Here is a 26,096-nt window from a genome sequence, read left to right as displayed (position 1 = left end):
GCACGGGCGCACTGGTGCCCAGGGAGTATTGGACGCTTTGAAATCCTGCCGGAGTTGGCAATACTCACCAGCGAACTTGCGCCAGAGCGCCGTACGACGGCGTCGTTTTGTGCAGCAACTTCGGTGACTCGGCGAGAGCCGCATCCGGCGGTCGGCGACGGCCAATATTAGCGAGAGTTAGGCGAGGTTAGTAATGGTTGATCAACTCCAGCATGCGACCGAAGCGCTGCGCAAAGCGCTGGTCCAGGTGGAACGCCTGAAGCGCACCAACCGTGCGTTGCTGGAGCGCTCGAGCGAGCCGATCGCCATCGTGGGCATGTCGTGTCGCTTCCCGGGGGGCGTCGATTCCCCGGAAGGGCTGTGGCAGATGGTGGCCGAGGGTCGGGACGTGATATCCGGGTTTCCCACCGACCGCGGCTGGGATCTGGCCGGGTTGTTCGACCCGGATCCCGACGCGCGCCATAAGTCGTACGCGCGCACCGGGGGCTTCGTGGATGGTGTCGCGGATTTCGATCCCGCGTTCTTCGGTATTTCGCCCAGCGAGGCGTTAGCGATGGATCCGCAGCATCGGATGTTGCTGGAGTTGTCCTGGGAGGCGTTGGAGCGGGCCGGTATTGATCCGACCGGATTGCGCGGCAGCGCCACCGGGGTATTCGCCGGACTCATCGTCGGCGGCTACGGAATGTTGGCCGAGGAGATCGAGGGCTACCGGTTGACCGGCATGACCTCCAGCGTCGCCTCGGGTCGGGTGGCTTATGTGCTGGGGTTGGAGGGCCCGGCGGTGTCGGTGGATACGGCGTGTTCGTCGTCGTTGGTGGCGTTGCATATGGCGGTGGGATCGCTGCGGTCGGGGGAGTGCGACCTGGCGCTGGCCGGCGGCGTCACCGTCAACGCCACGCCGACGGTCTTCGTGGAATTCAGCAGGCATCGCGGGCTGGCACCCGACGGCCGGTGCAAGCCCTACGGCGGGGCTGCCGACGGGGTCGGCTGGTCCGAGGGCGGTGGGATGTTGGCGTTGGAGCGGCTTTCGGATGCGCGGCGGTTGGGTCATCCGGTGTTGGCGGTGGTGGTCGGGTCGGCGGTTAATCAGGATGGGGCGTCGAATGGGTTGACCGCGCCTAATGGTCCTTCGCAGCAGCGGGTGGTGCGGGCGGCGTTGGCCAATGCCGGGTTGAGCGCAGCCGAGGTGGATGTGGTGGAGGGTCATGGGACCGGGACCACGTTGGGGGATCCGATTGAGGCTCAGGCGTTGTTGGCCACTTATGGGCAAGATCGGGGGGAGCCGGGAGAGCCGCTGTGGTTGGGGTCGGTGAAGTCGAATATGGGTCATACGCAGGCCGCGGCGGGGGTGGCCGGGGTGATCAAGATGGTGTTGGCGATGCGCCATGAGCTGTTGCCGGCGACGTTGCACGTGGATGTGCCTAGCCCGCATGTGGATTGGTCGGCGGGGGCGGTGGAGTTGTTGACCGCACCGCGGGTGTGGCCTGCTGGTGCTCGGACGCGTCGTGCGGGGGTGTCGTCGTTTGGGATTAGTGGCACTAATGCGCATGTGATTATCGAGGCGGTGCCGGTGGTGCCGCGGCGGGAGGCTGGTTGGGCGGGGCCGGTGGTGCCGTGGGTGGTGTCGGCGAAGTCGGAGTCGGCGTTGCGGGGGCAGGCGGCTCGGTTGGCCGCGTACGTGCGTGGCGATGATGGCCTCGATGTTGCCGATGTGGGGTGGTCGTTGGCGGGTCGTTCGGTTTTTGAGCATCGGGCGGTGGTGGTTGGCGGGGACCGTGATCGGTTGTTGGCCGGGCTCGATGAGCTGGCGGGTGACCAGTTGGGCGGCTCGGTTGTTCGGGGCACGGCTACCCCCGCGGGTAAGACGGTGTTCGTCTTCCCCGGCCAAGGTTCCCAATGGCTGGGCATGGGAATCGAATTGCTTGATACCGCACCGGCATTCGCGCAGCAGATCGACGCGTGTGCCGAGGCGTTCGCGGAATTTGTCGACTGGTCGCTGGTGGACGTGCTGCGTGGCGCCCCCGGTGCACCGGGACTGGATCGCGTGGATGTGGTGCAGCCCGTGCTGTTCGCGGTGATGGTGTCACTGGCCGAGCTGTGGAAGTCGGTCGCAGTGCGTCCTGATGCGGTGATCGGTCATTCGCAAGGCGAGATCGCTGCCGCCTACGTTGCTGGCGCGCTGTCGCTGCGCGACGCCGCACGAGTGGTCACGCTGCGCAGCAAGTTGCTGGCCGGACTGGCCGGCCCGGGCGGCATGGTGTCCATCGCGTGCGGTGCCGACCAGGCGCGGGATTTGTTGGCGCCCTTCGGCGATCGGGTCAGCATCGCCGTCGTCAACGGCCCCTCGGCGGTGGTGGTGTCGGGCGAAGTGGGCGCGCTGGAGGAGCTGATCGCGCTGTGCTCCACCAAGGAACTGCGGACCCGCCGGATCGAGGTGGACTATGCCTCGCATTCGGTGGAGGTCGAGGCGATCCGCGGCCCACTCGCCGAAGCTCTATCCGGCATCGAACCGCGACCCACGCGTACCGTCTTCTTCTCTACGGTGACCGGAAATCGTTTGGATACAGCTGGTTTGGACGCCGACTACTGGTACCGCAACGTCCGCCAGACCGTGCTATTCGACCAGGCGGTGCGCAACGCCTGCGAGCAGGGCTACCGCACGTTCATCGAATCCAGCCCGCATCCGGCGTTGATTACCGGTGTCGAGGAAACATTCGCCGCGTGCACCGACGGTGACAGCGAGGCCATTGTCGTCCCCACGCTGGGGCGTGGAGACGGTGGGCTGCACCGATTCCTGCTCTCGACGGCGTCCGCGTTTGTGGCGGGGGTGGCTGTGGACTGGCGGGGCACGCTGGACGGAGCGGGCTATGTCGAGCTGCCGACGTATGCCTTTGACAAGCGCCGGTTTTGGCTCTCGGCCGAGGGCTCAGGTGCCGACGCATTCGGTTTGGGGTTGGGTGCGAGCGAACACCCGTTGCTGGGCGCGGTGGTCGACCTGCCCGCCTCGGGCGGGATGGTGTTGATGGTGTTGACGGGTCGGTTGTCGCCCAACGTGCAGCCGTGGTTGGCCGACCACGCCGTTTCGGACGTCGTGCTGTTCCCGGGCACCGGGTTCGTGGAGCTGGCGATCCGCGCCGGCGATGAAGTCGGCTGCTCGGTGCTTGACGAGCTGACGCTGGCCGCACCCCTGCTGTTGCCCGCCACCGGCTCCGTTGCGGTGCAAGTGGTAGTCGACGCTGGCCGGGATTCGAATTCCCGTGGTGTGTCGATATTTTCCCGAGCTGACGCGCAAGCGGGCTGGCTTTTGCATGCCGAGGGTATCCTGCGGCCCGGGTCGGTTGAACCAGGCGCGGACTTATCGGTGTGGCCACCGGCAGGTGCCGTGGCGGTGGACGTGGCCGATGGCTATGAGCGGTTGGCGACATGCGGCTACCGGTACGGACCGGCGTTTCGCGGGCTGACCGCGATGTGGGCCCGCGGCGAGGAAATATTCGCCGAGGTGAGGCTGCCGGAGGCGGCCGGGGGAGTCGGTGGGTTCGGTGTGCATCCGGCTTTGTTGGACGCCGTCTTGCATGCGGTCGTGATCGCCGGCGACCCGGACGAACTCGCATTGCCGTTCGCTTGGCAGGGCGTGTCGTTGCATGCCACGGGGGCCTCGGCGGTGCGGGCCCGGATCGCGCCGGCGGGGCCATCGGCGGTGTCGGTGGAGTTGGCGGACGGGCTGGGTCTGCCGGTATTGTCGGTGGCCTCGATGGTGGCCCGCCCGGTGACCGAGCGGCAGCTGCTGGCGGCAGTGTCGGGCTCGGGTCCCGACCGGCTGTTCGAAGTGATCTGGTCGCGTGCATCGGGGGTCACGGCCCTGGGTTCCACGCCCGCCTACCAGATCTTTGAATCGGTTGCGGCTGACCAAGATCCGGTAGCCGGCAGCTACGTGCGCAGCCACCAGGCTCTGGCCGCAGTGCAGTCGTGGCTGACCGACCATGAATCCGGGGTGCTGGTGGTGGCGACCCGGGGCGCGATGGCGCTGCCCCGCGAAGACGTCGCCGATCTGGCGGGCGCGGCCGTGTGGGGGCTGGTGCGGTCGGCGCAGACCGAGCATCCGGGCCGGATCGTGCTGGTCGATTCCGATGCGGCCACCGACGACGCGGCGATCGCGATGGCGTTGGCGACTGGCGAGCCGCAGGTAGTGCTGCGGGGCGGACAGGTGTACACCGCGCGCGTGCGCGGCAGCCGCGCGGCGGATGCCATCTTGGTGCCGCCGGGCGATGGGCCATGGCGGTTGGGTCTGGGCAGCGCGGGCACCTTCGAAAATCTGCGGCTCGAGCCGGTTCCCAACGCCGACGCACCGTTGGGGCCCGGCCAGGTCCGGGTGGCCATGCGCGCCATCGCCGCCAACTTCCGCGACATCATGATCACCCTAGGCATGTTCACCCACGACGCGCTGCTCGGCGGCGAAGGCGCGGGCGTGGTCGTCGAGGTCGGCCCCGGTGTCACCGAATTCTCGGTCGGCGATTCGGTATTCGGATTCTTCCCCGACGGCAGCGGCACCCTGGTGGCCGGCGACGTCCGGCTGCTGCTGCCGATGCCCGCCGACTGGTCCTACGCCGAAGCCGCCGCCATCTCGGCTGTCTTCACCACCGCGTACTACGCATTCATACATTTGGCCGACGTACAACCGGGCCAGCGCGTGTTGATCCATGCCGCCACCGGCGGCGTGGGCATGGCGGCGGTGCAGCTGGCTCGGCATCTGGGGTTGGAGGTGTTCGCGACCGCGAGCAAGGGTAAGTGGGACACCTTGCGCGCCATGGGCTTTGACGACGACCACATATCCGATTCACGTAGCCTAGAGTTCGAGGACAAGTTCCGCGCGGCCACTGGCGGTCGAGGGTTCGACGTGGTGTTGGACTCGTTGGCCGGTGAATTCGTGGATGCGTCGCTGCGTCTGGTGGCACCGGGTGGGGTGTTCTTGGAGATGGGCAAGACCGACATCCGCGACCCCGGCGTGATCGCCCAGCAGTACCCGGGCGTGCGCTACCGCGCCTTCGACCTATTCGAACCGGGACGTCCCCGGATGCATCAGTACATGCTGGAGCTCGCCACGCTGTTCGGCGATGGGGTGCTGCGGCCGTTGCCGGTCACCACTTTTGACGTGCGGCGCGCGCCTGCGGCGTTGCGTTATCTGAGCCAGGCGCGCCACACCGGCAAGGTCGTCATGCTGATGCCCGGCTCGTGGGCGGCGGGCACGGTGTTGATCACCGGTGGCACCGGGATGGCGGGTTCGGCGGTGGCCCGTCACGTGGTGGCTCGTCATGGGGTGCGCAATCTGGTGTTGGTGAGCCGGCGCGGCCCGGATGCTCCCGGGGCTGCGGAGCTGGTGGCCGAGTTGGCCGCCGCCGGTGCGCAGGTACAGGTGGTGGCCTGTGACGCGGCGGATCGAGCGGCGTTGGCCAAGGTGATCGCCGATATTCCGGTTCAGCATCCATTGTCGGGCGTGATCCACACCGCCGGCGCACTCGACGACGCGGTGGTGACGTCACTGACACCGGATCGGGTGGATGTGGTGTTGCGGTCCAAGGTGGACGCGGCGTGGCACCTGCACGAGTTGACTCGCGACCTGGATGTGTCGGCGTTTGTCATGTTTTCGTCGATGGCCGGGCTGGTCGGATCGTCGGGCCAGGCCAACTATGCGGCCGCCAATTCGTTTTTGGATGCGCTGGCCGCCCACCGGCGGGCCCATGGGCTGCCGGCCATCTCCCTGGGCTGGGGTCTGTGGGACCAGGCCAGCGCCATGACCGGCGGCCTGGACGCCGCAGACCTGGCCCGGCTGGGTCGTGAAGGGGTGCTGGCGCTGTCCACCGCTGAGGCGCTGGAACTGTTCGACACCGCAATGATCGTCGACGAGCCATTCCTGGCGCCCGCCCGCATTGACCTCACCGCACTGCGAGCCCATGCGGTGGCGGTGCCGCCCATGTTCTCCGACCTAGCCAGCGCGCCGACCCGCCGTCAGGTCGACGACTCCGTGGCCGCCGCAAAGTCGAAATCGGCGCTCGCGCATCGCCTGCACGGGCTGCCCGAAGCCGAACAGCACGCCGTCTTGCTGGGCCTGGTGCGTTTGCACATCGCCACCGTGCTGGGCAACATCACGCCAGAAGCCATCGACCCCGACAAGGCGTTCCAGGACCTGGGTTTTGACTCGTTGACCGCGGTCGAAATGCGTAACCGGCTCAAATCCGCTACCGGCCTTTCACTTTCACCCACGCTCATCTTCGACTACCCGACACCCAATCGGCTGGCCTCCTATATCCGCACCGAACTTGCCGGCCTCCCACAGGAAATCAAGCACACACCCGCGGTACGCACCACGAGCGAGGATCCGATCGCGATCGTGGGCATGGCGTGCCGCTATCCCGGCGGGGTGAATTCCCCGGACGACATGTGGGACATGCTGATCCAGGGCCGCGACGTGCTCTCCGAATTCCCGGGCGACCGCGGATGGGACCTGGCCGGGCTATACAACCCCGACCCCGACGCCGCGGGTGCGTGCTACACCCGCACCGGCGGCTTTGTGGACGGGGTCGGCGACTTCGACCCCGCCTTCTTCGGGGTGGGGCCGAGCGAGGCCCTCGCGATGGACCCCCAGCAACGGATGTTGCTGGAGTTGTCCTGGGAGGCGTTGGAGCGGGCCGGTATTGATCCGACCGGATTGCGCGGCAGCGCCACCGGGGTATTCGCCGGGGTAATGACGCAAGGCTACGGCATGTTCGCCGCCGAGCCGGTAGAAGGCTTCCGGCTGACCGGCCAATTGTCCAGCGTCGCCTCGGGTCGGGTGGCCTATGTGCTGGGGTTGGAGGGTCCGGCGGTGTCGGTGGATACGGCGTGTTCGTCGTCGTTGGTGGCGTTGCATATGGCGGTGGGATCGCTGCGGTCGGGGGAGTGCGATCTGGCGCTGGCCGGCGGCGTCACCGTCAACGCCACACCCGACATCTTCGTGGAATTCAGCCGCTGGCGCGGATTATCCCCGGACGGGCGCTGCAAGGCATTCGCCGCGGCGGCCGACGGCACCGGATTCTCCGAGGGCGGTGGGATGTTGGTGCTGCAGCGGCTTTCGGATGCGCGGCGGTTGGGTCATCCGGTGTTGGCGGTGGTGGTCGGGTCGGCGGTTAATCAGGATGGGGCGTCGAATGGGTTGACCGCGCCTAATGGTCCTTCGCAGCAGCGGGTGGTGCGGGCGGCGTTGGCCAATGCCGGGTTGAGCGCGGCCGAGGTGGATGTGGTGGAGGGGCATGGGACCGGGACCACGTTGGGGGATCCGATTGAGGCTCAGGCGTTGTTGGCCACTTATGGGCAAGATCGGGGGGAGCCGGGAGAACCTTTGTGGTTGGGGTCGGTGAAGTCGAATATGGGTCATACGCAGGCCGCGGCGGGGGTGGCCGGGGTGATCAAGATGGTGTTGGCGATGCGCCATGAGCTGTTGCCGGCGACGTTGCACGTGGATGTGCCTAGCCCGCATGTGGATTGGTCGGCGGGGGCGGTGGAGTTGTTGACCGCGCCGCGGGTGTGGCCTGCTGGTGCTCGGACGCGTCGTGCGGGGGTGTCGTCGTTTGGGATTAGTGGCACTAATGCGCATGTGATTATCGAGGCGGTGCCGGTGGTGCCGCGGCGGGAGGCTGGTTGGGCGGGGCCGGTGGTGCCGTGGGTGGTGTCGGCGAAGTCGGAGTCGGCGTTGCGGGGGCAGGCGGCTCGGTTGGCCGCGTACGTGCGTGGCGATGATGGCCTCGATGTTGCCGATGTGGGGTGGTCGTTGGCGGGTCGTTCGGTTTTTGAGCATCGGGCGGTGGTGGTTGGCGGGGACCGTGATCGGTTGTTGGCCGGGCTCGATGAGCTGGCGGGTGACCAGTTGGGCGGCTCGGTTGTTCGGGGCACGGCGACTGCGGCGGGTAAGACGGTGTTCGTCTTCCCCGGCCAAGGCTCCCAATGGCTGGGCATGGGAATGGGATTGCACGCCGGATACCCGGTGTTCGCCGAGGCGTTCAACACCGTAGTGGGCGAACTTGACCGGCATCTGCTGCGCCCACTGCGCGAAGTGATGTGGGGTCACGACGAAAACCTACTGAACAGCACGGAATTCGCGCAGCCCGCGCTGTTCGCGGTGGAAGTTGCCCTGTTCCGGTTGCTGGGATCCTGGGGTGTACGACCGGATTTTGTCATGGGCCACTCGATCGGTGAGTTGTCTGCGGCACATGTCGCCGGTGTCCTGTCGTTGGAGAACGCTGCGGTGTTGGTGGCTGCCCGCGGCCGGCTCATGCAGGCGTTGCCGGCCGGTGGGGCGATGGTCGCCGTGCAAGCCGCCGAGGAAGAGGTGCGGCCGCTGCTGAGCGCTGAGGTTGACATCGCTGCGGTCAACGGTCCAGCGTCACTGGTGATTTCGGGTGCACAAAACGCCGTGGCCGCGGTGGCCGACCAGCTGCGCGCCGACGGACGACGAGTCCACCAGCTGGCGGTTTCCCACGCGTTCCACTCGCCGTTGATGGATCCGATGATCGACGAATTCGCAGCCGTCGCTGCCGGAATCGCCATCGGCCGGCCCACCATCGGAATCATCTCCAACGTGACCGGGCAGTTGGCGGGCGACGATTTCGGATCAGCGGCCTACTGGCGACGTCACATCCGGCAAGCCGTGCGGTTCGCCGACAGTGTGCGCTTCGCGCAGGCGGCCGGAGGCAGCCGATTCCTCGAAGTCGGGCCCAGCGGTGGCCTTGTTGCGTCGATCGAAGAGTCGTTGCCCGACGTTGCGGTGACAACGATGTCTGCGCTGCGCAAGGATCGCCCCGAGCCGGCGACGTTGACCAACGCCGTCGCGCAAGGGTTTGTCACCGGTATGGACCTGGATTGGCGCGCTGTGGTAGGCGAGGCGCAGTTTGTCGAGTTGCCGACGTATGCCTTCCAACGGCGGCGGTTTTGGCTGTCCGGTGATGGTGTCGCGGCGGACGCGGCCGGCTTGGGGTTGGCGGCCAGTGAGCACGCGCTCTTGGGCGCGGTGATCGATCTGCCGGCCTCGGGCGGGGTGGTGTTGACGGGTCGGCTGTCGCCCAGCGTGCAGGGCTGGTTGGCCGACCACTCCGTTGCCGGCGTGACGATCTTCCCGGGAGCGGGATTTGTGGAGTTGGCGATCCGCGCCGGCGACGAAGTGGGTTGTGGCGTTGTCGACGAATTAACGCTGGCCGCGCCGTTGGTGTTGCCCGCATCCGGTTCGGTGGCGGTTCAGGTGGTCGTCAATGGTCCCGACGAGTCCGGCGTGCGCGGGGTGTCGGTGTATTCGCGTGGTGACGTCGGTACCGGCTGGGTGTTGCACGCCGAGGGCGCGCTGCGCGCCGGGTCGGCGGAACCGACCGCGGATCTAGCGATGTGGCCGCCGGCGGGCGCCGTCCCGGTTGAGGTGGCGGACGGCTATCAGCAGCTGGCCGAGCGCGGATACGGCTACGGGCCGGCGTTTCGGGGACTGACCGCGATGTGGCGCCGGGGTGATGAGGTGTTCGCGGAGGTGGCGTTGCCCGCCGATGCCGGGGTCTCGGTCACCGGCTTCGGGGTGCATCCGGTGCTGCTGGATGCGGCCTTGCACGCGGTGGTGTTGAGCGCGGAAAGCGCCGAGCGTGGCCAAGGTTCGGTGTTGGTCCCGTTCTCCTGGCAGGGGGTCTCGTTGCATGCAGCGGGGGCGTCGGCGGTGCGGGCCCGCATCGCGCCAGTGGGTCCGTCGGCGGTGTCGATCGAGCTGGCCGATGGGTTGGGATTGCCGGTGTTGTCAGTCGCTTCCATGCTGGCCCGACCGGTGACCGATCAGCAATTGCGGGCGGCGGTGTCGAGCTCGGGTCCGGACCGGCTATTCGAGGTCACCTGGTCGCCGCAGCCATCGGCCGCGGTGGAGCCGCTACCGGTGTGCGCCTGGGGGACAACGGAGGACTCGGCGGCGGTGGTGTTTGAGTCGGTGCCTCTGGCCGGTGACGTAGTGGCGGGCGTGTATGCCGCCACGAGTTCGGTGCTGGATGTGTTGCAGTCGTGGCTAACCCGTGATGGGGCAGGGGTTTTGGTGGTGATGACCCGCGGTGCGGTGGCATTGCCGGGCGAAGATGTCACCGATTTGGCGGGTGCCGCCGTATGGGGATTGGTGCGGTCGGCGCAGACCGAGCATCCGGGCCGGATCGTGCTGGTCGATTCCGATGCGCCGCTCGACGATTCGGCCCTGGCGGCGGTAGTGACGACAGGTGAGCCGCAGGTGTTGTGGCGGCGCGGGGAGGTTTATACGGCGCGGGTGCACGGTAGCCGCGCGGTGGGCGGGCTGTTGGTTCCTCCGAGTGACCGGCCGTGGCGGTTGGCGATGAGCACCGCCGGCACCTTCGAGAATCTGCGGCTGGAGCTGATTCCCGATGCCGACGCGCCGCTGGGCCCCGGGCAGGTTCGAGTTGCGGTGTCCGCGATTGCCGCCAACTTCCGCGACGTCATGATCGCGCTGGGTCTGTATCCCGATCCGGACGCGGTCATGGGCGTTGAGGCCTGCGGCGTCGTTATCGAAACCAGCTTGAACAAGGGATCTTTCGCGGTCGGAGACCGGGTAATGGGCCTGTTCCCCGAGGGCACCGGAACCGTCGCCAGCACCGACCAGCGGCTGCTGGTCAAGGTGCCGGCGGGGTGGTCGCACACGGCCGCCGCCACCACCTCGGTGGTGTTCGCCACCGCCCACTACGCGCTGGTGGATTTGGCCGCTGCTAGGTCGGGCCAGCGCGTGTTGATCCATGCCGGCACCGGCGGGGTGGGCATGGCGGCGGTGCAGCTGGCTCGGCATCTGGGGTTGGAGGTGTTCGCGACCGCGAGCAAGGGTAAGTGGGACACCTTGCGCGCCATGGGCTTTGACGACGACCACATATCCGATTCACGTAGCCTAGAGTTCGAGGACAAGTTCCGCGCGGCCACTGGCGGTCGAGGGTTCGACGTGGTGTTGGACTCGTTGGCCGGTGAATTCGTGGATGCGTCGCTGCGTCTGGTGGCACCGGGTGGGGTGTTCTTGGAGATGGGCAAGACCGACATCCGCGACCCCGGCGTGATCGCCCAGCAGTACCCGGGCGTGCGCTACCGCGCCTTCGACCTATTCGAAGCGGGACCGGACCGCATTGCGCAGATCCTTGCCGAGCTCGCCACGCTGTTCGGCGATGGGGTGCTGCGGCCGTTGCCGGTCACCACTTTTGACGTGCGGCGCGCGCCTGCGGCGTTGCGTTATCTGAGCCAGGCGCGCCACACCGGCAAGGTCGTCATGCTGATGCCCGGCTCGTGGGCGGCGGGCACGGTGTTGATCACCGGTGGCACCGGGATGGCGGGTTCGGCGGTGGCCCGTCACGTGGTGGCTCGTCATGGGGTGCGCAATCTGGTGTTGGTGAGTCGGCGCGGCCCGGATGCTCCCGGGGCTGCGGAGCTGGTGGCCGAGTTGGCTGCCGCCGGTGCGCAGGTGCAGGTGGTGGCCTGTGATGCGGCGGATCGAGCGGCGTTGGCCAAGGTGATCGCCGATATTCCGGTTCAGCATCGGTTGTCGGGCGTGATCCACGCCGCCGGTGCACTCGACGACGCGGTGGTGACGTCACTGACACCGGATCGGGTGGATGTGGTGTTGCGGTCCAAGGTGGACGCGGCGTGGCACCTGCACGAGTTGACTCGCGACCTGGATGTGTCGGCGTTTGTCATGTTTTCGTCGATGGCCGGGCTGGTCGGATCGTCGGGCCAGGCCAACTATGCGGCCGCCAATTCGTTTTTGGATGCGCTGGCCGCCCACCGGCGGGCCCATGGGCTGCCGGCCATCTCCCTGGGCTGGGGTCTGTGGGACCAGGCCAGCGCCATGACCGGCGGCCTGGCGACGGTGGACTTCAAACGCTTCGCCCGCGACGGCATCGTGGCGATGTCGTCTGCTGACGCCCTGCAATTGTTCGACACCGCAATGATCGTCGACGAGCCATTCATGCTGCCCGCCCACATCGACTTTGCGGCGTTGAAGGTCAAGTTCGATGGCGGCACGTTGCCGCCGATGTTCGTCGATCTGATCAACGCGCCGACCAGGCGCCAGGTCGATGACTCGTTGGCCGCGGCGAAATCGAAATCGGCTCTGCTGCAACGCCTGGAAGGACTGCCCGAAGACGAGCAACACGCCGTCCTGCTGGACCTGGTGCGCTCGCACATCGCCACCGTGCTGGGTAGCGCCAGCCCCGAAGCCATCGACCCGGATAGGGCATTCCAGGAGTTGGGTTTCGACTCGCTCACCGCGGTCGAAATGCGCAACCGGCTCAAATCCGCCACCGGCCTGGCGCTTTCACCCACGCTCATCTTCGACTACCCCAACTCCGCGGCGCTGGCCGGCTACATGCGTCGAGAACTGCTCGGCTCATCACCGCAAGACACTTCAGCCGTGGCGGCCGGGGAAGCCGAACTACAACGCATTGTGGCGTCCATTCCGGTCAAGCGCTTACGGCAGGCGGGAGTGCTGGATCTGTTGCTCGCGCTGGCAAATGAAACCGAAACCAGCGGCCAGGACCCGGCGTTGGCGCCGACCGCCGAACAAGAGATCGCGGACATGGACCTCGACGACCTGGTCAACGCGGCGTTTCGGAACGACGACGAGTAGGACCGTGAGAATCGCCGTCACCGGGGCCAGCGGAGTTCTCGGCCGCGGCCTGACCGCCAGATTGCTGAGTCAGGGTCACGAGGTCGTCGGAATCGCACGTCATCGACCGGACAGCTGGCCGAGCTCAGCGGATTTCATTGCGGCCGATATCCGGGATGCCACCGCCGTCGAAAGTGCTATGACAGGTGCGGATGTGGTCGCGCATTGTGCGTGGGTGCGTGGCCGAAACGACCACATCAATATCGACGGCACCGCCAATGTCCTCAAGGCGATGGCCGAGACCGGAACCGGGCGCATCGTTTTCACGTCCAGCGGTCACCAACCCCGCGTCGAGCAGATGCTGGCCGACTGCGGCCTGGAATGGGTCGCCGTGCGCTGCGCGCTCATTTTCGGTCGAAATGTCGACAACTGGGTGCAGCGGCTGTTTGCTCTGCCGGTGTTACCCGCCGGGTATGCTGATCGCGTCGTACAAGTCGTCCACTCCGACGACGCGCAGCGGCTGTTGGTTCGCGCGCTACTGGACACGGTAATCGACAGCGGCCCTGTTAATCTCGCCGCCCCTGGCGAGTTGACGTTTCGGCGCATCGCGGCCGCGCTCGGGCGGCCCATGGTGCCTATTGGCTCCCCAGTGCTACGACGTGTCACCTCGTTCGCCGAACTCGAACTCCTGCACAGCGCGCCATTGATGGATGTCACGCTCCTGCGTGACCACTGGGGATTCCAGCCGGCCTGGAACGCCGAGGAGTGTCTCGAAGACTTCACCCTGGCGGTGCGTGGCCGGATCGGTCTGGGAAAGCGAACCTTTTCCCTGCCTTGGCGGCTGGCTAACATCCAGGACCTTCCGGCGGTCGACTCCCCGGCAGACGACGGTGTCGCACCCAGATTGGCCGGCCCAGAAGGGGCCAACGGCGAGTTCGACACGCCGATCGACCCGCGCTTCCCGACCTATCTGGCCACCAACCTCTCCGAGGCGCTGCCCGGCCCGTTCTCGCCGTCGTCGGCATCGGTGACTGTGCGGGGCTTGCGTGCCGGCGGGGTGGGCATCGCGGAGCGGCTGCGGCCCGGCGGGGTGATCCAGCGCGAAATCGCCATGCGGACCGTCGCGGTGTTCGCCCACCGGCTGTACGGGGCCATCACGTCGGCGCATTTCATGGCAGCAACCGTCCCCTTCGCCAAGCCGGCGACGATCGTCAGCAACAGCGGGTTCTTCGGACCCAGCATGGCTTCGCTGCCCATCTTTGGCGCGCAGCGACCGCCATCGGAATCCAGCCGTGCCCGCAGGTGGTTACGTACGCTACGCAATATCGGGGTGTTCGGCGTCAACCTGGTGGGCCTGTCCGCCGGCTCACCCCGCGACACCGATGCCTATGTCGCCGACGTCGATCGCCTGGAGCGTCTCGCCTTCGATAACCTCGCTACCCACGACGACCGCCGGTTGTTGAGCCTGATCTTGTTGGCACGTGACCACGTCGTGCACGGCTGGGTGCTGGCCTCGGGGTCGTTCATGCTGTGTGCGGCGTTCAACGTGTTGTTGCGAGGATTGTGCGGGCGGGACACCGCACCGGCGGCCGGGCCGGAGTTGGTCAGCGCGCGATCGGTGGAGGCGGTGCAGCGGCTGGTGGCCGCGGCACGGCGGGATCCGGTCGTGATTCGGTTGCTGGCCGAGCCGGGGGAGCGTCTGGACAAGCTAGCTGTCGAGGCGCCGGAGTTCCATTCCGCGGTGCTGGCCGAGCTGGCGCTGATCGGGCACCGCGGTCCGGCGGAAGTCGAGATGGCCGCCACCAGCTATGCCGACAACCCCGAGTTGCTGGTGCGGATGGTAGCCAAGACGCTACGTGCGGTGCCAGCGCCGCAACCGCCGACGCCGGTGATTCCGTTGCGGGCCAAGCCCGTTGCGTTGCTGGCGGCGCGCCAGCTCCGCGACCGCGAGGTCCGCCGCGACAGGATGGTGCGTGCCATCTGGGTGCTGCGTGCTCTGCTGCGGGAGTACGGGCGCCGGCTGACCGAGGCCGGCGTCTTCGACACCCCGGACGATGTGTTCTACCTCTTGGTCGACGAAATCGATGCGCTGCCGGCAGACGTGTCGGGGCTGGTGGCTCGGCGCCGTGCCGAACAGCGCAGGCTTGCCGGCATCGTTCCGCCCACGGTGTTCAGCGGAAGCTGGGAATCGTCGCCTTCGTCGGCGGCGGCGCTGGCGGCCGGGGACACTCTACGCGGAGTCGGCGTCTGCGGCGGACGGGTGCGCGGCCGGGTGCGGATCGTGCGTCCGGAGACCATCGACGATTTGCAGCCCGGCGAGATTCTGGTCGCCGAGGTCACCGACGTCGGCTACACCGCGGCCTTCTGCTACGCCGCCGCCGTGGTGACCGAGCTCGGCGGCCCGATGTCACATGCCGCGGTGGTCGCCCGCGAGTTCGGATTCCCTTGCGTGGTCGACGCCCAGGGAGCTACCCGGTTTCTGCCACCAGGAGCATTGGTGGAGGTCGACGGGGCTACCGGGGAAATTCATGTGGTTGAGCTGGCGTCCGAAGATGGGCCGGCGCTTCCGGGAAGCGATCTCAGTCGCTGAACCTAGTTCGTCGTGTCAGCTTGTGACGGGTGCACCTCAGCAGCCGAACGCAACGCCCACGCCGTCGGGTGGCGGCACCGGCTTCAGGCAGCCGAACGGCTCGATCCCGGCGCTGGCGAACCGGACCGCGGACTGATGGGCGTAGTTCACGCAGAACAGGCCCGCTTGATCGGAGCGGCAGCGGTAGTCCCCGATCGACAGCGTGTCCCCGTTGGCCAGCTCGGGTCCATTGCCGTAGACGAACGGGCCCGGGTCGGCGCGGGCGGACCCGACCTGCAGGTGGATGCCGTCAAAGTCGACCCAGCCGCCCTTCCATTCACCGTAGGCCGTCTCGGGCCGGGGTGGTGGGTTCGCGAGTCGGACCAGGCAGGCCAGGGTGCCGCTAGTGTGCCTGCCATCCGTCATACAGGCCACCGTGCCCGACGAAGCGCTGAACGCGACGTCGTCGCCAAGCTGGGTGGTGACGCCGTCGCGGGTGGCGACGTGATAGGCGGCGGGATCAACCGGGTGACCCGCCTCAATCCAAGACACGATAGTGGTGATCGGCGCTCCTGCGGCCGGTGGTGTTGACGGCGCCGCCGACGGGGCGGGCGCCGGCGGGGCGATGGTCTGCGACTGCCCTACATCACCGCCGACCTCGCGCGAGCACCCCGCAATCAGCAACGACACTGCGACCAGCGCGGCGATCCGCATCCCGACAGGCTAGCCGCCCCGCCCCATTCCTGCGCTGCGCATGCCGCGTGGCCCTGGAGTCGGCTACCGTCGGGTCTATGCACGAGCGCACCGTGCGCGCCCGCACGGCCACCGGCATCGTTGAAGGCTTCACGCGCGACGGTGTGCACCGTTGGCGATCAATCCCTTACGCCAGGGCGCCGGTGGGCTCGCTGCGATTCCGGGCGCCGCAGCCAGCGCAGCCCTGGCCGGGCGTACGGCACTGCCACACGTTTGCCAACTGTGCTCCTCAGCAGCGCCGCTACACCGTGATGGGCATCGGCAGGTACCAGACCCGCAGCGAGGACTGTCTCACCCTCAACGTCGTCACACCCGAAGAGCCAGCCACCCAGCCGCTGCCGGTAATGGTGTTCATCCACGGTGGGGGCTACATCCTGGGCAGCTCGGCAACCCCCATATACGACGGCGCAGCGTTGGCACGCCGCGGCTGCGTGTACGTGTCGGTCAACTACCGGCTGGGCGCGTTGGGGTGTCTTGACCTGTCGTCCTTGTCGACACCGCAGATCACCCTCGACAGCAACGTGTACCTGCGCGACCTGGTGTTGGCGTTGCGTTGGGTCCACGACAACATCGCGGAGTTCGGCGGTGACCCAGGCAATGTCACCATTTTCGGCGGAAGCGCGGGCGCGCATATCACCGCCACACTGTTGGCGGTGCCAGCCGCCAAAGGCCTGTTCGCCAGGGCGATCTCGGAAAGCCCAGCGGCGGGCATGGTGCGTTCGCGCGAGGTGGCCGCCGAGTTCGCGGCACGCTTTGCCAATCTGATCGGCGCGCGTACCCAGGATGCCGCCAATGCGTTGATGCAGGCGTCCCCCGCGCAGCTGGTGGAAGCCCAACACCACCTGATTCGCCAGGGAATGCGGAAAAGGCTGGGCGCCTTCCCGATTGGTCCGGTGTTCGGCGACGACTACCTGCCCATGGACCCCGTCGAGGCGATGCGGTCCGGCCGGGTGCACGCGGTTCCGCTGATCGTGGGAACCAACGCCGAAGAGGGTCGGTTGTTCACCCGCTTTCTGGGGATGCTGCCGACCAACGAACCGATGGTTGAAGAGCTACTGTCGGGCATGAAACCGGCCGATCGTGAACGCATTACCGCCGCCTACCCGAACTACCCTGCGCCCTCGGCGTGCATCCAGCTCGGTGGTGACTTCGCCTTTAGCTCGGCGGCCTGGCAGATCGCCGAGGCTCACGGCGCCAATGCGCCCACCTACCTATACCGATATGACTACGCGCCACGGACGCTGCGCTGGTCGGGTTTCGGCGCCACCCATGCCACCGAACTGTTTGCCGTCTTCGACATCTATCGCACCAGATTTGGCGCATTGCTGACCGCCGCCGCCGACCGCCGTGCCGCCCTTCGGGTCAGCAACGAGGTGCAACGCCGCTGGCGTTGTTTCAGCCAAATTGGCGTTCCGGGCGACGACTGGCCGGCTTACACCCAAGACGACCGTGCCGTCCTGGTTTTCGACCGCAGGTGCCGCATCGAGTTCGATCCGCATCAGCACCGCCGGATCGCATGGGACGGGTTTTCGCTGGCGAATTGAACCTTTTCTGTCAGTGGCCGAAGCGCCGCGACCTGGAAAGGCAACCCGAGAGATGTACGAAACCGTCGTTGTATCAACGGTGGTAATGCACTTCGCTTTCATCGCTTACGTCCTTGCCGGCGGTTTCCTTGCCCTGCGGTGGCGACGCACGATGTGGCTGCATGTTCCGGCGGTGATATGGGGGATCGGCATCGCCGCTAAGCGGGTCGACTGCCCGCTGACCTGGGTGGAGCGCTGGGCTCGCACCAAGGCCGCGATGACACCTCTGTCACCGGACGGATTTGTCGCTCACTACATCACCGGCGTGATCTATCCCGCCGGTTGGGTGGCCGCCGCTCAGCTGGTCATGTTCGCGATCGTCACGGCGTCATGGACCCTATATCTGTGGCTGCCGCGTCGGTAGGCAAACTGCCCGGGCAGTCGCCCGAACGTATGGTGGACGTATGCGGGCGTTGATCATCGTCGACGTGCAGAACGACTTCTGCGAGGGTGGCTCGCTGGCGGTAACCGGTGGCGCCGCGCTGGCCCGCGCCATCAGCGACTACCTGGCCGAAGCGGCGGACTACCATCACGTCGTGGCGACCAAGGACTTCCACATCGACCCGGGTGACCACTTCTCCGGCACACCGGACTATTCCTCGTCGTGGCCACCGCATTGCGTCAGCGGTACTCCCGGCGCGGACTTCCATCCCAGTCTGGACACGTCGGCAATCGAGGCGGTGTTCTACAAGGGTGCCTACACCGGAGCGTACAGCGGCTTCGAAGGAGTCGACGAGAACGGCACGCCACTGCTGAATTGGCTGCGGCAACGCGGCGTCGATGAGGTCGACGTGGTCGGTATTGCCACCGATCATTGTGTGCGCCAGACGGCCGAGGACGCGGTACGCAATGGCTTGGCCACCAGGGTGCTGGTGGACCTGACAGCGGGTGTGTCGGCCGATACCACCGTCGCCGCGCTGGAGGAGATGCGCACCGCCAGCGTCGAGTTGGTTTGCAGCTCCTGATGGCACCGCCGAACCGGGATGAACTGTTGGCGGCGGTGGAGCGCTCGCCGCAAGCGGCCGCCGCGCACGACCGCGCCGGCTGGGTCGGGTTGTTCACCGGTGACGCGCGGGTCGAAGACCCGGTGGGTTCGCGGCCGCAGGTGGGGCATGAGGCCATCGGCCGCTTCTACGACACCTTCATCGGGCCGCGGGATATCACGTTCCATCGCGATCTGGATATCGTCTCCGGCACGGTGGTGCTGCGCGATCTCGAACTCGAGGTCGCGATGGACTCGGCTGTGACGGTGTTCATTCCCGCCTTCCTACGCTATGACCTACGACCGGTTACCGGCGAGTGGCAGATTGCCGCACTGCGGGCGTACTGGGAGTTGCCGGCGATGATGCTGCAGTTTCTGCGTACGGGATCGGGGGCCACAAGACCCGCCCTGCAACTGTCGCGAGCGCTGCTAGGCAATCAAGGGTTGGGCGGCACCGCAGGATTCCTGACCGGCTTTCGCCGGGCGGGCCGGCGGCACAAGAAGCTGGTGGAAACGTTCCTCAACGCCGCGTCCCGGGCAGACAAGCCCGCTGCGTATCACGCGTTATCACGCACTGCCACAATGACTTTAGGCGAGGATGAGCTACTCGACATTGTCGAGCTGTTCGAGCAGCTGCGCGGGGCTAGCTGGACCAAGGTGACCGGCGCCGGATCCACCGTCGCGGTGTCGCTCGCGTCGGACCACCGGCGCGGCATCATGTTCGCCGACGTGCCGTGGCGCGGCAACCGGATCAATCGGATTCGGTACTTCCCAGCCTGACGGTCGTTGTACCACAGGACCCAAAATCGGGAGCACGATGGTCAATAAGCCGTTCGAGCGGCGCAGTCTGTTACGGGGTGCGGGCGCGCTTACTGCGGCCTCGCTGGCTCCCTGGGCCGCTGGGTGTGCTGCCGATGACGATGACGCGTTGACTTTCTTTTTTGCAGCCAATCCGGACGAGCTCCGTCCCCGGATGCGCGTCGTCAACGAATTCCAGCGGCGCTATCCCGATATCAAGGTACGGGCCCTGTTGTCCGGACCCGGCGTCATGCAGCAGCTCGCAACGTTTTGCGCGGGTGGCAAGTGTCCGGATGTGCTGATGGCATGGGAACTGACCTATGCCGAACTGGCCGACCGGGGGGTGTTGCTTGACCTGAACACGCTATTGGCGCGCGACCAGGCTTTCGCCGCGGAGCTGAAATCGGACAGCATCGGGGCCCTGTATGAGACTTTCACGTTCAACGGAGGCCAGTACGCCTTTCCGGAGCAATGGTCCGGCAACTTCTTGTTCTACAACAAACAGCTATTCGACGACGCCGGCGTGCCACCGCCGCCCGGTAGCTGGGAACGGCCATGGAGCTTCGCCGAATTCCTGGATGCCGCCCAGGCGCTTACCAAGCAGGGCCGGTCGGGACGGGACAGGCAATGGGGCTTCGTCAACGCGTGGGTCTCGTTCTACGCTGCCGGGTTGTTCGCCATGAATAACGGTGTACCGTGGTCGGTTCCGCGGATGAATCCCACCCACCTCAATTTCGACCACGACGGGTTCCTCGAAGCGGTGCAGTTCTACGCCGACCTGACCAACAAGCACAAGGTAGCCCCCAGCGCTGCTGAGCAGCAGTCGATGTCGACGGCGGACCTGTTTTCTGTGGGCAAGGCCGGGATCGCGTTGGCCGGGCACTGGCGATATCAGACGTTCGACCGTGCCGACGGTCTGGACTTCGACGTCGCCCCACTGCCCATCGGTCCGCGCGGACGAGCCGCCTGTTCAGATATCGGTGTCACCGGGCTGGCCATTGCGGCGACCAGTCGACGCAAGGCCCAGGCGTGGGAATTCGTAAAGTTCGCGACCGGCCCGGTGGGGCAGGCACTGATCGGCGAATCCCGCCTGTTCGTGCCGGTGCTGAGATCGGCGATCAACTCGCACGGATTCGCCAACGCCCACCGCAGGGTAGGCAATCTTGCCGTGCTCAGCGAGGGGCCGGCCTATTCGGAAGGCTTGCCGGTGACCCCGGCCTGGGAGAAGATCGCCGCCCTGATGGACCGCTACTTCGGACCCGTGCTGCGTGGATCCCGGCCGGCGACCTCGCTGACCGGGCTATCGCAGGCCGTCGATGAAGTGCTGCGCAATCCATGACACAGCGCAGGGGGCGACGCGCGTGGGCGGGGCGTATGTTCGTCGCGCCGAACTTGGCTGCCGTTGTGGTGTTCATGCTGTTTCCGCTGGGATTCTCGCTGTACATGAGCTTTCAGAAGTGGGACTTGTTTACACATGCGACGTTCGTGGGGTTGGACAATTTCAGAAACCTCTTCACTTCTGATCCGCTGTTTCTCATCGCCGTGGTCAACACCGCGGTCTACACCGTCGGCACCGTGGTACCGACCGTTGTCGTCAGCCTCGTCGTCGCCGCCTTTCTAAACCGGAAAATCAAAGGCATCAGCCTTTTTCGGACGGTCGTCTTCTTGCCGTTGGCGATCTCCTCGGTGGTGATGGCGGTCGTCTGGCAGTTCGTCTTCAACACCGACAATGGCCTACTCAACATCATGCTCGGCTGGTTGGGAATCGGCCCCATCCCATGGCTAATCGAACCCCGATGGGCCATGGTCTCGCTTTGCCTGGTCAGCGTCTGGCGCAGTGTGCCCTTCGCCACGGTCGTCCTGCTGGCCGCGATGCAGGGGGTTCCGGAGACTGTGTACGAGGCGGCCAGGATCGATGGTGCCGGCGAGATCCGCCAGTTCGTGTCCATCACGGTACCGCTGATCCGGGGGGCATTGTCATTCGTGGTGGTCATATCGATCATCCACGCGTTCCAGGCGTTTGACCTTGTCTACGTCCTTACCGGTGCCAACGGTGGGCCCGAGACGGCTACCTATGTTTTGGGCATCATGCTGTTCCAGCACGCGTTTTCGTTCCTGGAATTCGGCTATGCGTCCGCGTTGGCGTGGGTGATGTTCGCCATCTTGCTGGTGTTGACCGTGCTGCAGTTGCGAATTACGCACCGGCGCTCCTGGGAGGCGTCCCGTGGGCTGGGCTGATCGAATAGTCCACCGCCACTTCATTCGTGGGCTCGCCCTGTACGCGGGACTGATCGGGATCGCTTGGTGCGCGCTGTTCCCTATCATCTGGGCGCTGTCGGGCTCCCTGAAGGCGGACGGCGAGGTGACCGAGCCGACGCTGTTCCCGTCGCATCCGCAATGGTCCAACTACCGCGAGGTGTTCGCGTTGATGCCGTTCTGGCGGATGTTCTTCAACACCGTGCTGTATGCCGGATGTGTCACCGCCGGGCAGGTCTTCTTCTGCTCGTTGGCCGGTTATGCCTTCGCGCGACTGCAGTTCCGGGGCCGCGATACGTTGTTCGTCTTGTACTTGGGCACTTTGATGGTGCCGTTGACGGTGACCGTCATCCCACAGTTCATTCTCATGCGGATCGTGGGGTGGGTGGATACGCCGTGGGCGATGATCGTGCCGGGATTGTTCGGTAGCGCGTTCGGTACCTACCTGATGCGGCAGTTCTTCCGCACGCTGCCGACCGATCTCGAGGAAGCCGCGATTCTCGACGGTTGCTCGCCGTGGCAGATCTACTGGCGGATTCTGCTGCCGCATTCACGTCCCGCGGTGCTGGTGCTGGGTGTGCTCACCTGGGTCAACGTGTGGAACGACTTTCTGTGGCCGCTGCTGATGATCCAGCGAAACAGCCTGGCGACGCTCACCCTTGGCCTGGTCCGATTGCGGGGCGAATACGTCGCCCGGTGGCCGGTGCTGATGGCGGCGTCGATGCTGATGCTGGTGCCGTTGGTCATCCTTTATGCGGTCGCACAACGTTCCTTTGTCCGTGGTATCGCGGTGACTGGGCTCGGCGGGTAACCATGGCTTCGGTGAGTTTAGAGCAGGCAACCCGGCGCTATCCCGGCACGGACCGACCGGCCCTGGATCGGCTCGACCTGATCGTCGGCGATGGCGAGTTCGTTGTCCTGGTGGGGCCGTCCGGATGTGGCAAGACGACGTCGTTACGAATGGTGGCTGGCTTGGAGACGCTGGACTGTGGGCGTATCCGGATCGGCGAGCGCGACGTCACCGATGTCGATCCCAAGGATCGTGATGTCGCCATGGTGTTCCAGAACTACGCCCTCTACCCGCACATGACGGTGGCGCAGAACATGGGCTTCGCGTTGAAGGTCGCCAAGATCGGCAAGGCCGAGATCCGCCAGCGGGTGCTTGCCGCAGCGAAATTGCTTGATCTGCAATCTTATCTGGATCGCAAGCCGAAAGATCTCTCCGGCGGCCAACGGCAACGGGTGGCGATGGGTCGTGCGATCGTGCGGCGCCCACAGGTATTCCTGATGGACGAACCGCTGTCCAATCTTGACGCCAAACTTCGCGGGCAAACCCGCAATCAGATCGCCGCGTTACAACGGCAACTGGGTACCACCACCGTGTATGTCACTCACGACCAGGTCGAGGCCATGACGATGGGTGACCGCGTCGCGGTGCTGTCTGACGGTGTGCTGCAACAGTGTGCTTCGCCTCGAGAGCTCTACCGCAAGCCGGGCAACGTGTTCGTCGCGGGGTTCATCGGTTCCCCGGCGATGAACCTGTTCAGGCTTTCCATCGCCGATTCCACGGTGTCACTGGGTGATTGGCAGATCCTGCTGCCGCGTGCGGTCGTCGGTACGGCAGCCGAGGTCATTATCGGTGTTCGCCCCGAACATTTGGAGCTGGGCGGCGCCGGCATCGAGATGGACGTCGACATGGTCGAAGAACTTGGAGCGGACGCCTACTTGTATGGTCGAATCGTGTCGGGCGGCTGCGAAATGGACCAGTCAATCGTCGCTCGAGTGGACGGCCGCGGCCCGCCCGAGCGGGGTAGTCGCGTGCGGCTATGTCCCACACCGGGACACCTGCACTTCTTCGCCGTCGACGGGCGTCGGATTCCGGGCTAACGTGGCGCTGGTGAGCACAGCACGCGTCGACCTGGTGTGTGAAGGCGGCGGGGTCCGGGGGATAGGGTTGGTTGGAGCGGTGGACGCGCTGGCCGATGCCGGTTACCGATTTCCCAGGGTGGCGGGCAGCAGCGCGGGTGCGATCGTCGCGTCGCTGGTCGCGGCCCTACAAACGGCCGGTGAGCCGGTGACGCGGCTTGCCGAGATGATGCGCAGCATCGACTACCCGAAGTTCCTCGACCGCAATCTGATAGGACACGTGCCGTTGATCGGCGGGGGACTCTCTCTGCTGTTGTCGGACGGCGTTTACCGCGGGGCCTATCTGGAACAGCTGCTCGGCGGTTTGCTCGCTGACCTAGGCGTGCACACCTTTGGCGACTTGCGCACCGGCGAGGCACCCGAACAGTTCGCCTGGTCGCTGGTGGTCACCGCCAGCGACCTATCCCGTCGCCGACTCGTTCGCATCCCGTGGGACCTGGACTCCTACGGCATCCACCCGGACGACTTCTCGGTGGCGCGTGCGGTGCACGCCTCATCGGCGATCCCGTTTGTGTTCGAGCCTGTTCGGGTGCGCGGCGCCACCTGGGTCGACGGTGGCTTGCTGTCGAACTTTCCGGTGGCGCTGTTCGACCGAACCGACGCTGAACCGCGATGGCCCACGTTCGGGATCAGGTTGTCGGCGCGTCCGGGCATTCCACCTACCCGGCCGGTCCAAGGGCCAGTGTCGTTGGGCATCGCGGCGATCGAAACACTGGTGAGCAATCAGGACAACGCCTACATCGACGATCCGTGTACCGTTCGGCGCACCATCTTCGTGCCCGCCCACGACGTGAGTCCGATCGACTTCGACATCACCGCCGAACAACGCGAGGCTCTTTACCAACGCGGATTCCAGGCGGGTCAAAAGTTCTTGGCGAACTGGAATTACGCTGGTTATCTGGCTGACTGCGGCGGCCCGTTCACGCCGTCGCTGTAGCTGTCGTTAACCGAGTCGTCCGGCTAGCGTGGGCTTTCCGGGGCCGGAGAGGTCGCTGACCGCCGCTGGCCTGCCGGCCATTGCCATGAGCAAGGCTTCGCCGGGTCCGGTTACTTCGGGCCCGGTGCCGATTGTCCAGTCGAGGTCGGTGGCTCGCAGTCGCAGCCCTTTGATGCGTGGCCGAGCTCGCAGCCTGGGGTTCTTCGGCATCAGCCGCAACACGCGGTCAAGTCGCTGCGCGGGGATGGTGCGGGGCTGACCGAGCGGGCGGCGGATGTCCTGGTGGTGGATCATGCCATCGACGAGGGCGATCATTCCGCCGAAACCCGCCGTCAGCCCACGCGGTTGGAGATGCCGGCCGACATAGTCAACCAACTCCTGTGGGCTGAGCCCAGCGAATTCGTCGACACCCACCTCATTGGCCCGGACGATCCGGCCTTTGGCAAAGCGCTTGAGCAACCCGAAAACGCCGAGATCTTCGTAGCTGATCATATGTGCGACAACTTCTTTGACGCTCCACCCGGCGCACAGGCTGGGTGTTTCCCATTGCTGCAGTGTGAGGGTGGTCAGAAACGCCGCCAGTTCGCCCCGCTCGGCGCGGGCCATGTCCATCATGGACATCTCGGTCTCGTCGTCTGCCGCGATCATGGCTGCACCTGGATGCAGAACAGGTCGGTATAGCGGCGTAGGTATAACGGCCATCCGGCCTCGCCGTCAACGCCGTCGGCGACCGACTCCCAGCCCGGACCGTGTCGGTCGAGATGGCGATGTTCGAGGTCGACGCGTGTCGTCTCGGCGGACTGCGCGGTGAAGCGGACTTCGACCTCACTGGTCTTGGCCAGATCGGTTTCCGGCCGCCAAGTCGGGCCGATATCCCACGTGAATAGCACCCGGCTGGGCGGTTCATAGACCAGCACGCGCGCCCATTTGCACACGCTTCCGTCAACACCGCGATCGTAGATATGACCTCCCGCATGGCATTCGAACACCGTCTCGGTGATCGGGACAGCAAGCAGATTGTGCTCGCGAGGCTTGAAGTCGCCGAACCGCGTGGTGAACACGGCGAACGCACGCTCGATCGGGGCGTTGACGACAACGTGGTGGTGGATGGCATCGGTTCGCGGGCGTGTCATGTGTCGTCTCCTTCGGAGTCGATGAGCTGCGCGTAGCCAGTCAGGGCGCGTGTCCAGAACCGGTCGAGGTCGGTGCGCAATGCCGCAAGGCCTGTCGGGTCGAGCTGGTAGACGCGGCGTGTTCCCGCGGGGCGGTCGCACACCAGCCTGGCGGTCTTGAGCACTTTGAGGTGCTGTGACACCGCGGGTCGGCTGACGGGCAGGTCGCGGGCCAACTCGCCGACGGCCAGCGGGCCGTGCGCCAGCCGCTCCACGATGGCCCGGCGAGTGCCGTCCGCCAGCGCCTGCCAAGCGCGATCCGGCGATCTGTAAGTGGACACGAACCGTAAGTCTAGACTTACGGATATCCTTCCGCAAGGGTGCGCGGGTGGTGTGACACGTGATCCGGGCATCCCGTCCCCCATGCCGTTGGAGCCGAGTATCGGTTGGCGACGTTGGCCCGCCGGCAAGTCGACTGGTACAAGCATTTTCCGAGAACCCATGCGGCGCGTCGCGGCGATGACCGGCAGAGAGGCTCCCTAA

Annotated in this window: 15 protein-coding genes; 11 read left to right on the top strand and 4 right to left on the bottom strand. The window is 66.1% G+C overall.

Annotated features, from left to right (window positions below; genetic code table 11):
- Positions 1 to 193 precede the first annotated feature (193 nt).
- Together MCAN_RS10815 and MCAN_RS10810 are read left to right on the top strand one after the other, a co-directional pair.
- A complete protein-coding gene (locus tag MCAN_RS10815) occupies positions 194 to 12,658 on the top strand; it encodes a type I polyketide synthase (RefSeq protein WP_014001097.1) in 12,465 nt (4,154 codons plus the stop codon).
- Between the two features lie 4 nt (positions 12,659 to 12,662).
- Positions 12,663 to 15,227 carry a sugar epimerase family protein gene (locus MCAN_RS10810; RefSeq protein WP_014001096.1) on the top strand — a complete coding sequence of 855 codons (2,565 nt, stop codon included), beginning with the start codon at positions 12,663 to 12,665 and terminating at the stop codon, positions 15,225 to 15,227.
- 36 nt (positions 15,228 to 15,263) lie between these two features.
- On the opposite strand, the gene MCAN_RS10805 is transcribed toward MCAN_RS10810, so the two are convergent.
- Positions 15,264 to 15,920: a hypothetical protein gene (locus MCAN_RS10805; protein WP_014001095.1), complete on the bottom strand. Its 657-nt coding sequence runs from the start codon at positions 15,918 to 15,920 to the stop codon at positions 15,264 to 15,266.
- A gap of 77 nt (positions 15,921 to 15,997) precedes the next feature.
- On the opposite strand from MCAN_RS10805, the gene MCAN_RS10800 reads away from it, so the two are divergent.
- From MCAN_RS10800 to MCAN_RS10760, 9 genes are read left to right on the top strand one after another with little or no spacing between them, the layout of a single operon-like run.
- Positions 15,998 to 17,503: a carboxylesterase/lipase family protein gene (locus MCAN_RS10800; RefSeq protein WP_041180094.1), complete on the top strand. Its 1,506-nt coding sequence runs from the start codon at positions 15,998 to 16,000 to the stop codon at positions 17,501 to 17,503.
- Positions 17,504 to 17,555: 52 nt separating this feature from the next.
- Positions 17,556 to 17,906, top strand: coding sequence for a DUF2784 domain-containing protein (locus MCAN_RS10795; protein ID WP_041180093.1), 351 nt, complete (start codon positions 17,556 to 17,558; stop codon positions 17,904 to 17,906).
- Between the two features lie 40 nt (positions 17,907 to 17,946).
- Positions 17,947 to 18,507 carry a pyrazinamidase PncA gene (pncA, locus tag MCAN_RS10790; protein ID WP_003410243.1) on the top strand — a complete coding sequence of 187 codons (561 nt, stop codon included), beginning with the start codon at positions 17,947 to 17,949 and terminating at the stop codon, positions 18,505 to 18,507.
- The gene (locus MCAN_RS10785; RefSeq protein ID WP_014001092.1) at positions 18,507 to 19,304 is read left to right on the top strand and encodes a ketosteroid isomerase family protein; all 798 of its coding nucleotides are present in this window, start codon (positions 18,507 to 18,509) and stop codon (positions 19,302 to 19,304) included. Before pncA ends, MCAN_RS10785 begins: the two co-directional genes overlap by 1 nt.
- A 37-nt stretch (positions 19,305 to 19,341) precedes the next feature.
- Positions 19,342 to 20,661 (top strand): ABC transporter substrate-binding protein, encoded by a 1,320-nt coding sequence (locus MCAN_RS10780; protein WP_014001091.1) that lies wholly within the window; start codon positions 19,342 to 19,344, stop codon positions 20,659 to 20,661.
- A complete protein-coding gene (locus MCAN_RS10775) occupies positions 20,658 to 21,560 on the top strand; it encodes a carbohydrate ABC transporter permease (protein ID WP_014001090.1) in 903 nt (300 codons plus the stop codon). Before MCAN_RS10780 ends, MCAN_RS10775 begins: the two co-directional genes overlap by 4 nt.
- Positions 21,547 to 22,389, top strand: coding sequence for a carbohydrate ABC transporter permease (locus MCAN_RS10770; protein WP_014001089.1), 843 nt, complete (start codon positions 21,547 to 21,549; stop codon positions 22,387 to 22,389). The genes MCAN_RS10775 and MCAN_RS10770 overlap by 14 nt, the downstream gene beginning before the upstream one ends.
- 2 nt (positions 22,390 to 22,391) lie before the next feature.
- Positions 22,392 to 23,465 (top strand): ABC transporter ATP-binding protein, encoded by a 1,074-nt coding sequence (locus MCAN_RS10765; protein ID WP_014001088.1) that lies wholly within the window; start codon positions 22,392 to 22,394, stop codon positions 23,463 to 23,465.
- Between the two features lies 1 nt (position 23,466).
- Complete coding sequence (locus tag MCAN_RS10760) at positions 23,467 to 24,441, top strand: patatin-like phospholipase family protein (protein ID WP_014001087.1); 975 nt, start codon at positions 23,467 to 23,469, stop codon at positions 24,439 to 24,441.
- A gap of 6 nt (positions 24,442 to 24,447) precedes the next feature.
- On the opposite strand, the gene MCAN_RS10755 is transcribed toward MCAN_RS10760, so the two are convergent.
- Genes MCAN_RS10755 through MCAN_RS10745 form a run of 3 tightly spaced genes read right to left on the bottom strand, consistent with a single transcriptional unit; the run spans position 24,448 to position 25,894 of the window.
- On the bottom strand, positions 24,448 to 25,089 hold the full coding sequence (locus tag MCAN_RS10755) for a maleylpyruvate isomerase family mycothiol-dependent enzyme (RefSeq protein ID WP_014001086.1): 642 nt from the start codon (positions 25,087 to 25,089) through the stop codon (positions 24,448 to 24,450).
- Entirely contained in the window at positions 25,086 to 25,574 is a 489-nt protein-coding gene (locus MCAN_RS10750) for an SRPBCC family protein (protein ID WP_014001085.1), read from the bottom strand. Before MCAN_RS10750 ends, MCAN_RS10755 begins: the two co-directional genes overlap by 4 nt.
- Positions 25,571 to 25,894 (bottom strand): ArsR/SmtB family transcription factor, encoded by a 324-nt coding sequence (locus tag MCAN_RS10745; RefSeq protein WP_003410200.1) that lies wholly within the window; start codon positions 25,892 to 25,894, stop codon positions 25,571 to 25,573. Before MCAN_RS10745 ends, MCAN_RS10750 begins: the two co-directional genes overlap by 4 nt.
- Positions 25,895 to 26,096: the final 202 nt, after the last annotated feature.

Source organism: Mycobacterium canetti CIPT 140010059, from assembly GCF_000253375.1.
Taxonomy (GTDB): Bacteria; Actinomycetota; Actinomycetes; order Mycobacteriales; family Mycobacteriaceae; genus Mycobacterium; species Mycobacterium tuberculosis.
This window is presented reverse-complemented; position numbering and strand designations above follow the sequence as displayed.

Bases quoted from the DNA above. Each gene is read 5' to 3' on its own strand.
- MCAN_RS10815 (WP_014001097.1), top strand. From the start codon at position 194: ATGGTTGATCAACTCCAGCATGCGACCGAAGCGCTGCGCAAAGCGCTG.
- MCAN_RS10795 (WP_041180093.1), top strand. From the start codon at position 17,556: ATGTACGAAACCGTCGTTGTATCAACGGTGGTAATGCACTTCGCTTTC.
- MCAN_RS10775 (WP_014001090.1), top strand. From the start codon at position 20,658: ATGACACAGCGCAGGGGGCGACGCGCGTGGGCGGGGCGTATGTTCGTC.
- MCAN_RS10755 (WP_014001086.1), bottom strand. From the start codon at position 25,089: ATGATCGCGGCAGACGACGAGACCGAGATGTCCATGATGGACATGGCC.
- pncA (WP_003410243.1), top strand. From the start codon at position 17,947: ATGCGGGCGTTGATCATCGTCGACGTGCAGAACGACTTCTGCGAGGGT.
- MCAN_RS10750 (WP_014001085.1), bottom strand. From the start codon at position 25,574: ATGACACGCCCGCGAACCGATGCCATCCACCACCACGTTGTCGTCAAC.
- MCAN_RS10780 (WP_014001091.1), top strand. From the start codon at position 19,342: ATGGTCAATAAGCCGTTCGAGCGGCGCAGTCTGTTACGGGGTGCGGGC.
- MCAN_RS10805 (WP_014001095.1), bottom strand. From the start codon at position 15,920: ATGCGGATCGCCGCGCTGGTCGCAGTGTCGTTGCTGATTGCGGGGTGC.
- MCAN_RS10765 (WP_014001088.1), top strand. From the start codon at position 22,392: ATGGCTTCGGTGAGTTTAGAGCAGGCAACCCGGCGCTATCCCGGCACG.
- MCAN_RS10785 (WP_014001092.1), top strand. From the start codon at position 18,507: ATGGCACCGCCGAACCGGGATGAACTGTTGGCGGCGGTGGAGCGCTCG.
- MCAN_RS10800 (WP_041180094.1), top strand. From the start codon at position 15,998: ATGCACGAGCGCACCGTGCGCGCCCGCACGGCCACCGGCATCGTTGAA.